Source organism: Photobacterium sagamiensis (assembly GCF_050337085.1).
Lineage (GTDB): Bacteria > Pseudomonadota > Gammaproteobacteria > Enterobacterales > Vibrionaceae > Photobacterium > Photobacterium sagamiensis.
Window position 1 is genome coordinate 36,804 of the sequence record NZ_JAKJSP010000038.1, and the last position, 14,858, is coordinate 51,661.

The following is a 14,858-nucleotide window of genomic DNA, read 5'->3' on the forward strand; positions in this document are numbered from 1 at the left end:
CGGCTGATGTCATCACCCTTTCCAGAGTTTATGAATGCCAAGCAGGTTGCCGAGTATTTAGATTTAAATGAAAAGAAAGTATATGCCCTGGCCAACGATGGGTTGTTACCTGCCACAAAAGTAACTGGCAAATGGCTTTTCCCAAAATCGTTACTCGATAAGTGGCTATTAGAGTCATGCCATAACGGCGTGTTAAATGATCGTCTGCTAATTGCAGGCTCTGATGATCCTTTATTACAAATGGTTGTGGGGAAAATGGCCAATCAGCTAGGCAGTACCGCCTTAGTCGGCTACACCTCGACAGGTACTCGTCAAGGTCTGGCGATGCTCAGTAAAGGCCATGTTGATATGTGTGCCATTCATTGGGGTCACGCAGAAGAAGCAGGGTTACGTCACCCTGCACTATTACAACAATATCCGGGCCATAAAAACTGGGTGCTGATCCATGCCTTTGAACGCCAGCAAGGTTTAGTCGTCAGCCAGGAAGTCGCCGAGCGTTTTACCTCCCGTTCGCTTAATCTGCAAGAGCTGCTGAGTGCACGCTGGCGTTGGGCGCTCCGTCAGGAAGGCGCCGGTAGTATGCGAGGTCTTGAAGAATGGCTACACGGTTATGCGTTTAACCTGGATATGCTGACAAAAGCCGAGCCGGATGCAAGCAATCAGTGCAACAGTGAACGTGAGTTAGCGTCGAGCATTGTGCGTGGCCACGCGGATGTCGGCTATGCGAGTCAAAGTACGGCCGGGGAATTTGGCTTGGGCTTTATTCCACTCTGCCGTGAAGCGTTCGAACTGGTGATCCCTAAAAACATCTACTTCCGTACTTTGCAGCAGCAGTTACTGCAATCGCTCTCTGACGTTAAAACGCAAGCTAAAGGTGATCAGCTCGGTGGTTATAACTTTGGCCGTTGTGGTAAACAAGTTTGGAGTGCCGGCTAACTACAGATGAAACACATTTCTATTCTTGGCCTGTTCGCAGGCCTTTTTTATGCCAGCCTTATCGCTCAAACCTCTATTGATAGCAAAGTGAGTAAATAGCCTTTATTGTTGCGGCTAAAAAAGCAATCATTTCAAACATCCCACACAAAAACCTCCAATCAATGCAATCATAATGCTCTTTATCCTTTGCCTAAAATCCAGCAGCTGCATTCTCATCTCTTGCAAGCATAATCGGCCTTTTTGTGAGCAATTACTCTAAATGGTAAAATTCCAACGGGGAATATTGATCCACTCCTAATTTTTATCACAACACCTTTGAGCTTTTGTGCCACCAGATGCACACTGTGGGAGCGTCGTCCGACCAGTATTCTTGGATACGGTTAAGAGCATTGTCTAACTACTCCGTGTCGGTAGAAGCTATATTTTAATAAAAAAATTGCACTTCCAAGTCTCATTAGCGCAATACACATGTAAGGATACATTATGCAAGTTTCTGTAGTTCATGATTACCTAGAAGATCTCGATACCATTCTGCGTTTCTTTAGTGAAGAAGAACTCATCACTGAGAAGTACCAGAGCCTTGGCGCTAAAAGTGTGCGTATACACAGACTTGAAGAAACGGACGATGGCTTCCTTGTTGAAACCCAGCGTGATATGCCAGCAAATGTTCCAGGAATGCTAAAAAGTATTCTAGGTAGTGATAACACCATCAAACAAAGTGAAAAATGGTACTGGCAGGAAGACGGGAATATTTTGTGTGAGATGAAAGTAGATATTGTCGGCGTTCCCGCAGCGATCAGTGGCCAGATGGTATTCAGCGAGCCAGACAGCGGCCCTTCAACTCAGAACAACGTGGCTGTCACCATTAGTTCATCGCTTCCTTTTGTTGGCAGCGCACTGGTGTCATTTATTGGCGATGATATCAGGCAGCAAATGCAGGCAGAATACGAATTCCTACGTAAAGCCTTACCGCAACTGCTAGCTAAATAATAGAGAGATAATCTGTCTCGCCTTAATTGAACAGATTAAACAGGTCAGATCCTTTCCTACTAGCGGAAATTTGTAACTAAGAGAACAAAACAACACTTTTCTTTCACAGCAACAGTCAGACAAGGAAGGATAATGAAAACCCGTGATCGGATTCTGTCAGTCAGTCTAGACCTTTTTAACCGCGATGGGATCGCGCAAACCAGTACGCTGATCATTGCCACAGAGATGGGTATCAGCCCCGGAAACCTGTATTACCATTTCCGAGGCAAAGACGAGATCATTACAACCCTGATTACCGAGCTGCAAAACTCGTTAACCACCATCAGTAATAATTACCCTAACCAGGTTAAAGATTTCGATGACTACTGGCCATTTATGCACACGGTAATGGCGTTGTTTACCCATTATCGCTTTCTGTTCAGAAATCTTGATAATTTGAACGGTCATAACCCGCAAATTAAGCGAAAGATTCGTACGCTTATCTTAAAGCTGCGCCAGCTTAGCAATGACATGCTTGCTCAGCTAATCACATTAGGGAAACTGAAGTGTGATGAGAACAGTCTGCCATTGTTAGCAGATAACCTGCTACTGGTTAGTCTTAACTGGCTTAATTATCAGACATTGCTAGATGATAAATACAGCGAAAGCGAATTGATTCGTTCTGGTGTATTACGCTTGATCTCAATGGTAGAACCTTACCTGACAGAGTCAGCGGAATCTGATTTCTATACTCACCAGGATTTACTCAACGAACTTGTGAATTAACATCATTGTGAGTAGCATTTGATAACGCCGTGATAATCTCACGGCGTTATTTATATAAAAACAATTGAAACAAAATAATTAAACTAACGTTAACATAAGCAAAACTGTTATTAGTAAACATCCCCCAGAGAATCCATTGATCGACCAATATATCGTTCAAACTTTAACCACCACCAGAAGTAAGCTTTCTTTAAATATTACACCTATAGGCGTAACGCCATTTATTTGACTTTATAATGCCTGTATTTTGACCGTTGTTTACTTTACCTTGGATTAATTAGAAATAATATGAAACAATATGAAACAACGCTCATCTTAGGTTTGAGATATATCTAGAAACTTGATAAATGTATGATTTTTCCTAATAACAACTACAAAAATAATGACTTCCGGCCAAAATAATTATTTAATACATCTATAAAAAAATCTAATGTAGTACATGGAATGCAACTTCAGTTTGTAACGGTTCTGCAAGCAATGATAGCTTTAAGGCAACTGTAAGCTTTTATACATGCTGAATTTTCGCTAGCTGGTATCGCTGCTGGATTAAAAACTCTATATTTTCAAAGGTTAACCATTCGTCAATGTTAAAAAAAGCCATTTTCCTGCTATCGATAGGTGCTGCTTTCTGTGCTCAAGGGGCTTCATTACTGACTGAAAGCGAACTAGAGCAGATAAAGCAAGTTAAAGAACAGTACAACAATACGACTGAGTTGAAGGAGCTCACAGAGGTCAACAGCAGCATCTTCTCTTATACAAACCAAACTGCGCAGCTGGAATCTGCCATTATTCGTGGGAAAAAGACCTACCATGAATTCCAACTGAAAATGAGTGAAGAAATGCTTTCAGGGACAGAAGAAAGCACGAATTACTATTTTGACTCGATGAAAAAGGTGTCGAAAGAGATTAAGTCTGATCAAGAGAAAATCAAGACGAACACTGCTCTTATCGCCCAGAATATAAAGAAAGTCGACAAGCTTAATGATGCGATTCGTGAGTCAAATAAAATCTACAACGAGAAGCTAACTTCTCTCAAAGGGAATGCAGTATCTCGAATCAAGAAAGAGTTTGCCAGCCCCATTCCGATTAAGTTAAACGGCAAGCTTAAGTGCTCTCCTTATCAGTCTATTCGTGAGTGTTTTGAGAATAAGCAGACCAATAGCAAATTAGTCAATGACGCCATTGAGTCTCGTTTTGGTCAGATCAACATCAAGAGTAACGTTAACAAGTTCAATGTCGACTCTGCTCAGATGGATTACGATGGCAATGTCTCCTACAACGTTTCATTCAACTTGTTTGTTCAGTACAACGAAGATATCAATGACCAGATCATCAAGGAAATTGGTGTGGAGTCGTTCGATGTTAAGTTAGTCAGTAATCATGCTGCAAGTTTCTACATCAATGGCCTACCTGTCGGTGAAGGCGTTAATGTGATGGTTAAAATCCCTAAAGGCCAGCATTCGATTCTCGCGAAATACAACGGTCAGCAAGAATCCACCGTACAAAATATCACCGATTCGGTTAGTCTGACTTACAATTTTGAAAGCTAACAGTTTTGAACGCTGATTAAGCTAGCAGCAAGTTAGAAACCGTGAAATTTGATCCCGGTGCAAAAAACAGATCCCGTACCAGTAAAGATATGAGAAAGCCAACTAACTTCTTAGTTGGCTTTTTTTATTGTATTCCTTTGTAAAATCACTATTTCCTCTCCAATTACAACCATTTTAGAGAACGTTGATTTGCACTGAGGTAAAAGAAAAGGAAACAATAGCCTTTAATTTTTTGCTATCTTTATACCGATTGATCTAACACTACGTTTCAAGGAGCCATTGTGGGCAGAGCGTTACTTTTCTTCTTTTTCTTATTCAGTGTCAGTTCTACCGCCACTGCAAAGATCAACACGGCCAAACTGGATCCGGAAAATATCCAAACTGCGTCCGTCAGTACCTATGTCACTGACATGAAATCGGGCAAAACCCTCTTTAAGAAAAACGCCGATGTGGTGATGCCGATTGCCTCGTTAACCAAGCTCATGACAGCCATGGTGGTGTTAGATGCAAAATTGCCATTGAAGGAAAAAATTACATTTACGACGTTAGATAAAGAACGGATGTATAACGGCTACTCTCGTATCCGAATGGAGTCGCAACTCAGCCGCGGTGAAACTATTCACATTGCGTTAATGTCATCAGAAAACCTGGCGGCAGCGGCACTCGCCGGAAATTACCCGGGCGGTTACGATGCCTTCATTGAAGCGATGAACAATAAAGCAAAATCACTCGGTATGGCAGATACAACCTTTGTTGATAGCTCCGGCCTGAGCCCGGAAAACGTCTCAACCGCTGACAACTTGGCAAAAATGGTGCGTGCTGCTTATCAGTACCCGGAAATCCGTAAATACAGTACCACAGCCGTTCATACCGCTTACTTCAAAAAACCAAAATACAAACTGGGGTATACCAATACCAATCTATTAGCGCGTGGAAAGAAATGGGCAGTAGAGCTGAGTAAAACCGGTTACCTGGATGTGGCCGGACACTGCCTGGCAATGGTCACTAAGATTGAAGGCAAGAAAGTATTAATGGTCATGCTTGATACTCAAGGGAAGTTGACGCCTGTAGGCGATGCCGGACGCATCAAGAAATGGTTGCAAACGGGTAACAGCGGTGACATTTCGGATTCTGCCATTCGATATCAGAAAACGAAGTTAGCTGAACTGACAGATTAGGGCCTGTTTATCTTTCAACATTGCAGCTGTTGAATGATAAACAGGCCCTTAGCTTGTTTGAACATAAGCAATGAAGCCAGCCTTAATTTAGCTGGCTTTTTTTTTGCTGGGTGTCGAGGGTTTAATTGCTTTATATCTATCAACGACGAATGACGCCATTAGCTTGATAGCCTCTTTCGCTTCACTCAATTGATAAAACAGCGGATAAACATGAGGAACACCTTTTACTATATTTATGGTCACATCCCCTTCTGCCTCAGCAATCTTTTCGGCTAAGCGAATGGAATCATCCCTTAATACTTCCTCCGTCCCTGCGGTAATAAAAATCGGGGGGAGATCATGCAGTGCCGCATAGTAAGGGGAAACATCAGGATCGCAAGGGTTATGATTGCCAATATAGTTATTGCGCATCAACAGCAGGGTGCTCAAGTCAAAGAAAGGGTCATCTTTGCTCTTGGTAAATGCAGACTCTCCTGTCACTGCCATGTCGGTCACTGGTGACAATAATATTGCTCCCGCAGGCATTGGTAAATTGGCGTTTCGCAGACGTATTAAAGTGGTTAACGCTAAATTGCCACCAGCAGAATCCCCAGCAAAAAAAATCTGATGGGGTAAATAACCTTTGATCAACAATGTCCGGTACACCGCATAGCATTCATCAGCAGCCGCTGGATAGGGTCTTTCCGGTGCCAGACTGTAGTTCACCATTAACCCTCGTGACTTAGTGGCATTGCCAAGTCGGGCAAGAAAGGCATTATGGATATTAGGGCTGTGAAAACAAAATCCACCACCGTGGAAGTACAGAACAATTTTATTGCCGCTGCTGTTTGGCATATCAACCCAGTCACAGCCTACATTAGCGAACTTGGTCGAGGTCACAACCATGTCTTTTGGCATACTAATGAGTGCGCCGTAATTGTCAATGCCGGAGATTAACTCACGCATTTCTTCTGTTGAGTTACAACGGGCAAGGCGTTGACGCATGACACGGGATAAGAGTTTATTAAAGGCTCTATTACGCCAACTGTCCATAACTCCCACCTTGTTTACATATAAAGTTAATAATCGAGCTAATTATTAATCTAGGTTTAGATAGCCCGTTTAGTCAATGTATGGCAGTAAAACTTCTATCGACCTACAACGCAATCACTACTGTTATTGCTGTCGTTATACTCTTGCCAAAGACACATTGGATGCCGATTCCAACGAGTCCCTTTGACTTAATCAGCTCAATCGAAAAAAGGTGCGCGTGCATGGCCCACGCGCAACCTAAAAAGACATATCCCCTGAAGGTGTGGTTATATGCCTGACAGGGTTACATTATCATCTGGCTGGCTTGGTGAAACATAACCCTGCCTTGGCAGCTATTCTACTTCTGCCAATTTCTCGACAGCCAGTGTCAGCTTGTCGATTTTTTCGTCCATACGTTCTAGTTTTTCACGGTCAACACCACTTAGGCGGTAGAAGAGATCATTCATGCCTGCTTCTACTTCATCAGAGGCCTTCTCGGCATTTTCACCAATGCACTCTTTCGCTTGGGTTTCTACTTCTTTCCCGCGCTCTACAAGTTCATCGAATGCACCAGACGTTTTCTCATTTAACTGCTGAGCTTCTTCCAATGTGCGGCTATAAAGGCCTAGGCCTGCTAGCCAAATATTGCGCGCAACACCTTCACCGCTTTCTACGACATTTTTAGCCGCTTTCACTACTGTTTTGTCGATCATAATATTATCCCCCTGCGCTTAAGCGCTGGTCTGTGTAATGAGACTATCGCTATTTTGTTCACCAGAAGTCTTCTCATTCATTGTTGGGAGACTTCCAGCAAACTGAGCGTGCTTTAAATTCACTATCGCTGTTTTTTCACCACCTGACTGGTCAACGGCTGATGTTTATGCTTCTTCCGGTGCAGGCTTAACTTCAGTCTTTTCCGCTACAGGTTTAGCTACGGTGTCCGGTTTTACCGGCTCTGCCACTGCTGGTTTCTCAGAAACAATTTCTTTTTTGACAGCACTTTCTTTTTTAACATCAGTTGCTGCTGTTTTCGCAGGCTTACGACGTGCAACAGCTGGCTTTTTAGCAGGGGCTTTTGCGGTCGTTGCTTTTTCTACTGCTTTCGCCGGTGCAGGCTTAGCTTCTTGTTGACGAACTAACAGTGCTTCTATGTTGGCTGTCAATTGATCAATCTTGTCATCAACACGATTTAAACGCTCATTATCGATGCCGATAAATTTCTGCACCATCTGGTGCACACGTTCTTCAATCGCAACGGATGTTTGATTACGTGCCGTATGCACTCGTTCTTTGGTTTTTGATTCAACCGCATGTCCACGCTCAACCAATTCATCAAACAAGCTTTTACCTTTACCTGATAATTGATTCACTTCATCTGCGCTTTTCGCATAAGCGCCCAATCCGGCTAACCAAATGTTGTAGACCATGGCATCATGTACAAGTTTTTTGTCTTTGCCTGATTCATCCGCAGTCTGTTTAAAGATGCCCATTATTGCGCCCTCCTAATTTCTATTCCAACTGTTGTCAGCCAGTGGTATTTGCCTGACTGCTTATACATAGAATAAGAATTTCAATTAGAATGTTCTTACTAAAAGAGCAATTTAACGTGGGCGGGATCAAATATTTGAATGATTTAAGCGGGAAGGTATAGAGATAAATTTCTGAAGTCTTAAGGCTAGAATCTAGTAACGAGAATCTAGTAACTAGGTTCTCGTTACTAGGACCTGAATTAGTTAGATATTAGCAGTTGGTCCAGACGTTCTGTGATATGGTTTTCAATCGTGGATGCAAAAAAACTCGCCGCAAACCCCAATTTCAGCTGAATGATGAGCTTGCCTTCCTGCGACTGCAAAAATCCACGTGCCGATGCATGGTGAATGACCAGTTTTCCTTCCTGCCACGACCAGTTTATTCCATATTCCTGAGCCAACTCTTCGGCAATTGTCTCTGACATTTCAGCAATATCATCCAGATGAAAATCATGTTCGCGTTCAATTAAAATAGTCAAAATGGATTCCATTCAATTAATGCAACTAGTGCAATTACTCTACCTGTATTATAAACATACCTGACAAAGATATCTTTTTCTGTGCCACGGATCGAATACAAGACGACCAACATAGAAATAAATCGGTTACAGGTTTCTGCTTCGTCGGACAAACAGACGAACAACCTTCGTGAATAATATAGCGCTTCCAACGGCAAGTTGGGCACCGATTATCGCACGACGATAAGGTTTTTTTTCTGAAGGCGTGGTTAAACCTCCGTACAACAACCCTATTCCCGCCAACTTTATTAAGCGCTCTTGTGCCCTCAGTACCAAATAACCACCAAGCATCAAGACGATAAAACGCTGTAATTGAGTGCATTCCACAGGCAAACCATGGGACTCTCGGACAAATTGTTCACAATTTTGATTAAACAGATTATATGGCATCCCTAAGTATTTCTGACCGTTAATATAGGCCTGCTCAGGATCCTGCCCGGCAATAGAACTGACAACGATTTCCTTCCCATCAGAAAACTCTTCCAGCGTATCAAACTGTACCCTGCGTCTTTTTTTCGAATTATGGATCACACTACCTTGTCCGTCAGACATGCCATAGTGCCAGTATGTACTGCAACGAATCTTTAAAACCGTTCCAACTGGATAAAGAACATCTGACATTTCCTACCTCTTACTTTTCGACATATTAAGCATAACCAAATATCGACGAATCAGCGGTGAAATTTTGCGTTCAACTCTCAATAGATAGATTAATTTATAAGCATGATAAATATTACCTGCTATAAATTTAACTATAGATAAAATTTTTATACTCAACATTGTGCAACGATATGAATAACTTAAAATCATTGGTAGTTAAAAATAATCAATATGCATTATAAATTTTTATTGTTCAGTACAATTTTTCTTTCCGGCTGTCAGGGTTTACAGCAGCTGGAAAATACTGCAAACAACAACGTTCTATCGAGTCGTGTCTCGATGGTTGATCTATCCCCAGAAACAATGAATCAACACTGCCATATTGACCACCAGCGACACAGTGGTACTTTCATCGCAACAGGACAGCCCCAACAAAGGTTACAACAACCTGTTTCCGATATTACAGAGTATATCGAACCTGATTTGTGGGATATTCTAGGTCGTTCCTTCTCGTTGCCGGTTCCCGACAATAAGCGTATCCAGCATTCTCGTCACTGGTTTTTGAGTAACCCTTACCACATCAGAACGGTATCCAGACGGGCCGAGCCTTTCTTGTATCTCATGTATGACAAGGTACAGCAGCGTGGCATGCCCATTGAAGTTGCCCTGTTGCCTTTCATTGAAAGTGCTTTCGATCAGTTTGCTTATTCACCTAGGGCCGCTGCCGGACTTTGGCAGATCACCGCACCTACAGGGAAAACATTCGGCCTGGAATATTCGAAAGGTTACGACGGACGTCGTGATGTTCTAGCATCAACTGACGCTGCATTAGATTTGCTGGAATACCTTCATGAAAAGTTTAACGGTAATTGGCTTCATGCCATTGCCGCTTATAATACAGGTGGAGCGCGGGTCAGAAATGCGATCAAAAAAAATAAATCTGAAGGGAAATCAACAGATTTCTGGGCATTAGAACTGCCGAAAGAAACCCGATTATATGTTCCAAAATTGTTAGCTATGGCTGATATCGTTAAAAATCAAGATAAATACGATCTGGATTTTGCGACTATCAAGGCCGAAGCAGTGCTATCTGAGGTGATTGTAAATACCCGCGTACAGTTAAACGTTATTGCCAGCCATGCTGACATATCAAGTAAAGCGTTGTATGCACTCAACCCTGGTTACACGGCTGGCTATACTTTGGCAAAACGAGATAATATTATTCTTCTGCCTAAAGACAAAATAGAAGCTTTTTACAAAAATGAAGGCAGCCTTGATTATGTCAAATACAAGTTCATGATTCACAAAATTCAACCTGGCGAATCATTGAGTGAACTTGCTCAAATCAACAACACAACCGTCTCGCATATACAGCAAGTCAACAAGCTGTCAGATTCAATTATTATCGCCGGACAGCAACTTCTGATCCCTTTGCTTTATCCAGAGTGATAACATCAAACAACAGGTCCTTTCAGTGGCTATTCTTCAAGTGTACGGTCTTTTTTTGCGATAGCTGAAAAACCCAAACTTTTAATCGGTTCGACATACTGCTGTGCAGGCAACGCTGGGACAAACACCGCATAAACAAAGCTTTCCAGGTGATTTAATAATTTCAGATCTGATTCATTATGGGATAGCGACAGTCCAATCAGAATACCAGCCATCATGGAAGCTGGGGCAATTAAACTTCTGACAGAGATTAAGCAGCAAATTGATAAGACTGATACAATGGTTGCCAAGTAGATATTACCTCTGACCTCCGTATAAAAAGCGACATATAAAGCCAGCCCTTGTAATAAAACCCCTGCAATAAGAAATACTAGCTTCATAAATTAAGCCTTATTATTGGTATTTAATCCAAGTATAGGCATAAAAAAATCTCATTTGGTTACTTTTCGGCTCTAAGCAACTATCCTCTTTTCGGTAAAAAGACAATCCTGATATAAAGGAAAGGTGATTATTCACCTTTCCTTTATTTTCCTGCCTTAAAAGGCTTTTCTATGCCGTATTTAGAAATGGCATTTCATGCCTCGACAGCAAGCAACATCTCGGTATTGGTTGTCGCTTTTTCTCGTAGATAAATAGAGAACACGGAGCCTTTCTCCGGTTTGGACTGAACGGTAATTTCACCGCCAATTTCACTGATAATACCCTGGCTAACCGATAACCCCAGCCCGGTACCACTACGGCGAGTCGTAAAGAATGGATTGAATATCCGCTCCAGGTTTTCAGGGCTGATACCACAGCCGTGATCGGTCACATGAACAATCGCACCAACGGGTTGATTGTTTTCGCCCAGCCAATCTTCCGTTTTGATTTTAAGCAGCCCTTTGTCATCCATGGCATGCACACCATTCATTTGCAGGTTCACTAGCACTTGCAATAATTGATGACGGTTCACTTCCACACAGCATTTTGCATGGAGTTCGACTTCAATCCGGATATCATACGCCTTGGTTCCTGAACGAATCAGAGTCAGGCTTTCTTCAACAATCGGGTTAAGGTGCTGCCAGGTCACTTCGTTCTGTATCCCCCCCTGACGGCTGTATTGTAATAAGCTTCGGGTAATATTTCTGATACGATCAATCTGCTCGTGAATCGCTTCCAGTTCGTCTTTCACCCGCTCGGCATCATCATCCAGCTCTAGCTGGAGTAATTCAACATTACCCAATATCACGGCGGTGGGGTTATTAATTTCATGAGCAATACCTGCAGTCAGCTCTCCCAGCGCGGCGAGTTTTTCACTGGCAACCAGTTTAGAGCGCGCCTGATTCAACAGTTTAATATGCTGTTCAAGCTCTTCGGTTTTTTCATGCAAGCTGCGAGTACGAACTTCCACTTTATCTTCAAGCTCTAGTGATGCTTGTTTGATCACATTGTTACGCTGACGCAACTGATCCAACATGGTATCGAACTGCTTTCCCAGGATCTGTAGTTCGTGATTATCGACCAGACCGAGTGTACCAATACGGCAATCGACTCCAACCTGAATCGATTTCACTACCTGGTGGATTTTCTCGATAGGCAGGAACAGTGCACGTGCACCCCGGTATACGATAACACCCGATAATAGCAACACGATGACAATCCCGATCCCCAGCTCAACAATATTCATGAGGTAGGTTTTCAGCATCGGCCATTCCAGATAGCCGGTATAAAGCATACCGATAATATTGCCATCGTGGTCTCGCAAGGGTTCATAAGCCGATACATACCAATCATCATAGACATAGGCTCGATCAATCCATTTTCGACCATTGAGCAACACCGCCTGTCTCACTTCGTCTGAAACACGGGTACCTATCGCTCGCCCATTGAGTTGCTCGCTATCAAGCGGCACATTGGTACTGACTCGAATGTCATCCAAAAATAAGGTTACCGTGCCAATACTGCCCGCAGGCAAGGTGTCAGATGCGTATACCAGATCCCGGGTTTTGTCGACTAACAGGGTACTGTTATTCAGTAACATTCCCCCGTCGATGATCCATTGCAGCTGATCCTTGTCATTAAAAACCGGGATCAGGCTACGACTAACCAGCCCCCTTGATTCAAAAATATCTTCACGAATCAGAGGGATCTGCGCGCGAACGGGTAAGTCACGTTGAAGGTAACTCAATTGCTGTTCATTAAGAACCTGAAAAAACGTTTGTTCTTCACCACTGAGCAATAACTGACGGTTTGCTTTAGAGAATTCGCCTAGCGCTGATGCCGGATGAAGTACCAGAAAATCCAGATCGTAATTTGTGACCTGAGATCTTACCCATTCGCTCAGCTTTGATTCGTCAGAGCGTAGCAACGACTGGAAATCATATGACGACGACAGCGTGAGAAGTCGCGTGCGTTGTTTTGTTTGCAACAATTCCATGCTGTGATGAGCCACGGTCAGATCTGCACGAACATTCATTAATGCAGTCTGCCAGGTATACGTGACCATCCAGTACGTGGTCAGTGCAATAAGCGTCAGCAAGGTCAGAATAATAGGAACTGATGTCAGTACCAGCAACCGGTAACGCACCATGGTTCTGAACCGTCTCAGCCACATACAGACAAACTTTTTAATTTTCATAATGCTTCTTCGTCAGCCCATTCTTTATATTTTCGTTCTAACGTTTTCCGGGCAACCCCTAACTGACGTGCAGCCGCCGATTTATTTCCCTCATGAGTATCTACCACCTGCATGATATGGGCTTTTTCGACTTCCTTTAATGTCCATTCGGTCGGATAACAATACTGTTCACCTTCGCCAGATAATAGCGACGCGCAATTGTCGCACGCTTTATGCTGCGTAGTAGAACCGTCACCTGAACGTTCCAGAACAGGTAATCCCTCACCTTGCAATTCACGCCAGTAATCTGCAGGCGGTTTACCAAGCAAAATACAACGTTCCATCATGTTTCGCAGTTCACGAATGTTCCCCGGCCAGTCATAAGCTTGCATCGCCTGAATGTCTTCATGGGTCCAACTGATAGTCTTCATCCCCAGTTCTTTGGCTAACTGCTGGGTAAAGTGATGCGATAACGTCGGTATATCGTCCGTACGATCACGTAGCGGAGGTAAATCAATGGTTAGTACATTGAGGCGATAATAAAGGTCGCGCCGAAAGCGCCCCTCTTCCACTTCTTGTTTTAAGTTCCGGTTCGTCGCCGCCACAATACGTACATCCACTTGTACTTCCCGTTCAGCCCCGACCGGACGAATGGCCTTTTGCTCTAATGCCCGAAGTAAAGAAGACTGCATGGATAACGGCATTTCACCTATCTCGTCTAAAAACAGCGTACCGTTGTTAGCGACGCGGAACAGACCTTCGCGACCTTTTTTTGCCCCGGTAAAGGCACCAGATACATGGCCGAACAATTCACTTTCCAGCAAATCCGGCGCTATCGCCCCACAGTTCAGCGGAACAAAGGGCCCTGTGCGCTGACTCAGCTGGTGCAGTGCTCGCGCTACCAGCTCTTTACCGGTACCTGATTCACCTTCAACCAGCACAGCGGCGATTGATGGTGCTACCTGGGCGATCATTTTTTTCATCTGTTGCGTTTTTTTAGCATCACCAATGATATCGACAGGAAAGGTACGATCAACATCGCGTTGCAGTGCGAAATTTTGTCGTTCAACCAGGCGACGTTCAATGCAGCGATTAACCGACTGCATCATTTGCTCAAGGTTAAAGGGTTTTAAGATAAAGTCTGAAGCGCCCGCTCTTAACGCTCTGATCGCGGTATCAAGATCGGCATAACCCGTCATAAAGATCACATCACTGCGTCGGGTTGCCGGATCAAAAGCTTCATGCCACTCAATGCCAGAACGTCCGGGTAAATTTATATCAACGATGAGTAGGTCGAAATGACATCGTTTACGAAGCTCTTCTGCTTCCTCAATACTGCCTGCGGTGTCAACCTGAGCGAATTTTTTACTCAGGGCTTTTTTTAAAATAGCGCGCATACCCGGCTCGTCATCGACAACAAGTACAGAAACAGCAGTCCAGGATAATGAAGAAGATAGTTCAGACATAGGAATAAACAGAGACCATGATTTTAGATGCGACATTTTGTCCCACACAGCTCATCAAAGTCAAAACTGTTTCATGCCATCACAACACTATTGATGAATTTTTCATTCCTTTTTGTTTTAAATCATTAATTTATGGGGGGCATTAGCGTTAATGTTGCAGAGCCATACAAGTTGGCATTTGATTTGCTTATTCATGAGCAATCAACGTTGTCTCAGCGGCAGCGTAAATTTGGGGCATTTATCAACTCTTTGCCATTTTTACAATAACTT

General features: G+C 43.3%; 14 protein-coding genes. 6 read left to right on the forward strand and 8 right to left on the reverse strand.

What is annotated here, in order from left to right; all coding sequences use genetic code 11:
- The first annotated feature begins 6 nt into the window (after nucleotides 1–6).
- The 5 genes from L4D76_RS18265 (at nucleotide 7) to pbpG (ending at nucleotide 5,419) form a co-directional block, all read left to right on the forward strand.
- Nucleotides 7–936 (forward strand): substrate-binding domain-containing protein, encoded by a 930-nt coding sequence (locus L4D76_RS18265; protein WP_428442320.1) that lies wholly within the window; start codon nucleotides 7–9, stop codon nucleotides 934–936.
- Nucleotides 937–1,419: 483 nt separating this feature from the next.
- Complete coding sequence (locus tag L4D76_RS18270) at nucleotides 1,420–1,926, forward strand: DUF2505 domain-containing protein (protein WP_428442321.1); 507 nt, start codon at nucleotides 1,420–1,422, stop codon at nucleotides 1,924–1,926.
- 132 nt (nucleotides 1,927–2,058) lie between these two features.
- On the forward strand, nucleotides 2,059–2,691 hold the full coding sequence (locus L4D76_RS18275; RefSeq protein ID WP_428442322.1) for a TetR/AcrR family transcriptional regulator: 633 nt from the start codon (nucleotides 2,059–2,061) through the stop codon (nucleotides 2,689–2,691).
- Nucleotides 2,692–3,275: 584 nt separating this feature from the next.
- Nucleotides 3,276–4,241, forward strand: coding sequence for a hypothetical protein (locus tag L4D76_RS18280; protein ID WP_428442323.1), 966 nt, complete (start codon nucleotides 3,276–3,278; stop codon nucleotides 4,239–4,241).
- Nucleotides 4,242–4,522: 281 nt separating this feature from the next.
- Nucleotides 4,523–5,419 carry a D-alanyl-D-alanine endopeptidase gene (gene pbpG, locus L4D76_RS18285; RefSeq protein ID WP_428442324.1) on the forward strand — a complete coding sequence of 299 codons (897 nt, stop codon included), beginning with the start codon at nucleotides 4,523–4,525 and terminating at the stop codon, nucleotides 5,417–5,419.
- An 87-nt stretch (nucleotides 5,420–5,506) separates the two neighbouring features.
- Here the strand turns inward: pbpG and L4D76_RS18290 are convergent, their stop codons facing one another.
- From L4D76_RS18290 to L4D76_RS18310, 5 genes are all read right to left on the reverse strand, one after another.
- Nucleotides 5,507–6,451 (reverse strand): alpha/beta hydrolase, encoded by a 945-nt coding sequence (locus L4D76_RS18290; protein WP_428442325.1) that lies wholly within the window; start codon nucleotides 6,449–6,451, stop codon nucleotides 5,507–5,509.
- 332 nt (nucleotides 6,452–6,783) lie between these two features.
- The gene (locus tag L4D76_RS18295; protein ID WP_428442326.1) at nucleotides 6,784–7,143 is read right to left on the reverse strand and encodes a phasin family protein; all 360 of its coding nucleotides are present in this window, start codon (nucleotides 7,141–7,143) and stop codon (nucleotides 6,784–6,786) included.
- A 165-nt stretch (nucleotides 7,144–7,308) separates the two neighbouring features.
- On the reverse strand, nucleotides 7,309–7,920 hold the full coding sequence (locus L4D76_RS18300) for a phasin-related domain-containing protein (RefSeq protein ID WP_428442327.1): 612 nt from the start codon (nucleotides 7,918–7,920) through the stop codon (nucleotides 7,309–7,311).
- 239 nt (nucleotides 7,921–8,159) lie between these two features.
- The gene (locus L4D76_RS18305; protein WP_428442328.1) at nucleotides 8,160–8,438 is read right to left on the reverse strand and encodes a polyhydroxyalkanoic acid system family protein; all 279 of its coding nucleotides are present in this window, start codon (nucleotides 8,436–8,438) and stop codon (nucleotides 8,160–8,162) included.
- Between the two features lie 126 nt (nucleotides 8,439–8,564).
- Entirely contained in the window at nucleotides 8,565–9,098 is a 534-nt protein-coding gene (locus tag L4D76_RS18310; RefSeq protein ID WP_428442329.1) for a lecithin retinol acyltransferase family protein, read from the reverse strand.
- Between the two features lie 210 nt (nucleotides 9,099–9,308).
- Between L4D76_RS18310 and L4D76_RS18315 the strand changes: the two genes are divergently transcribed.
- Complete coding sequence (locus tag L4D76_RS18315; protein ID WP_428442330.1) at nucleotides 9,309–10,526, forward strand: transglycosylase SLT domain-containing protein; 1,218 nt, start codon at nucleotides 9,309–9,311, stop codon at nucleotides 10,524–10,526.
- A gap of 29 nt (nucleotides 10,527–10,555) precedes the next feature.
- Here L4D76_RS18315 and L4D76_RS18320 read toward each other — a convergent pair whose 3' ends face one another.
- The 3 genes from L4D76_RS18320 to L4D76_RS18330 form a co-directional block, all read right to left on the reverse strand.
- On the reverse strand, nucleotides 10,556–10,906 hold the full coding sequence (locus L4D76_RS18320) for a hypothetical protein (RefSeq protein ID WP_428442331.1): 351 nt from the start codon (nucleotides 10,904–10,906) through the stop codon (nucleotides 10,556–10,558).
- Nucleotides 10,907–11,100: 194 nt separating this feature from the next.
- A complete protein-coding gene (locus tag L4D76_RS18325) occupies nucleotides 11,101–13,143 on the reverse strand; it encodes a sensor histidine kinase (RefSeq protein WP_428442332.1) in 2,043 nt (680 codons plus the stop codon).
- A complete protein-coding gene (locus tag L4D76_RS18330) occupies nucleotides 13,140–14,588 on the reverse strand; it encodes a sigma-54-dependent transcriptional regulator (protein ID WP_428442348.1) in 1,449 nt (482 codons plus the stop codon). Before L4D76_RS18330 ends, L4D76_RS18325 begins: the two co-directional genes overlap by 4 nt.
- Nucleotides 14,589–14,858 lie beyond the last annotated feature (270 nt).

Coding starts and splice junctions, on each gene's coding strand:
- L4D76_RS18330 (WP_428442348.1), bottom strand. CDS start 14,588: ATGTCTGAACTATCTTCTTCATTATCCTGGACTGCTGTTTCTGTACTT.
- L4D76_RS18275 (WP_428442322.1), top strand. CDS start 2,059: ATGAAAACCCGTGATCGGATTCTGTCAGTCAGTCTAGACCTTTTTAAC.
- L4D76_RS18315 (WP_428442330.1), top strand. CDS start 9,309: ATGCATTATAAATTTTTATTGTTCAGTACAATTTTTCTTTCCGGCTGT.
- L4D76_RS18265 (WP_428442320.1), top strand. CDS start 7: ATGTCATCACCCTTTCCAGAGTTTATGAATGCCAAGCAGGTTGCCGAG.
- L4D76_RS18325 (WP_428442332.1), bottom strand. CDS start 13,143: ATGAAAATTAAAAAGTTTGTCTGTATGTGGCTGAGACGGTTCAGAACC.
- L4D76_RS18295 (WP_428442326.1), bottom strand. CDS start 7,143: ATGATCGACAAAACAGTAGTGAAAGCGGCTAAAAATGTCGTAGAAAGC.
- L4D76_RS18270 (WP_428442321.1), top strand. CDS start 1,420: ATGCAAGTTTCTGTAGTTCATGATTACCTAGAAGATCTCGATACCATT.
- L4D76_RS18300 (WP_428442327.1), bottom strand. CDS start 7,920: ATGGGCATCTTTAAACAGACTGCGGATGAATCAGGCAAAGACAAAAAA.
- L4D76_RS18310 (WP_428442329.1), bottom strand. CDS start 9,098: ATGTCAGATGTTCTTTATCCAGTTGGAACGGTTTTAAAGATTCGTTGC.
- L4D76_RS18280 (WP_428442323.1), top strand. CDS start 3,276: ATGTTAAAAAAAGCCATTTTCCTGCTATCGATAGGTGCTGCTTTCTGT.
- L4D76_RS18320 (WP_428442331.1), bottom strand. CDS start 10,906: ATGAAGCTAGTATTTCTTATTGCAGGGGTTTTATTACAAGGGCTGGCT.
- L4D76_RS18290 (WP_428442325.1), bottom strand. CDS start 6,451: ATGGACAGTTGGCGTAATAGAGCCTTTAATAAACTCTTATCCCGTGTC.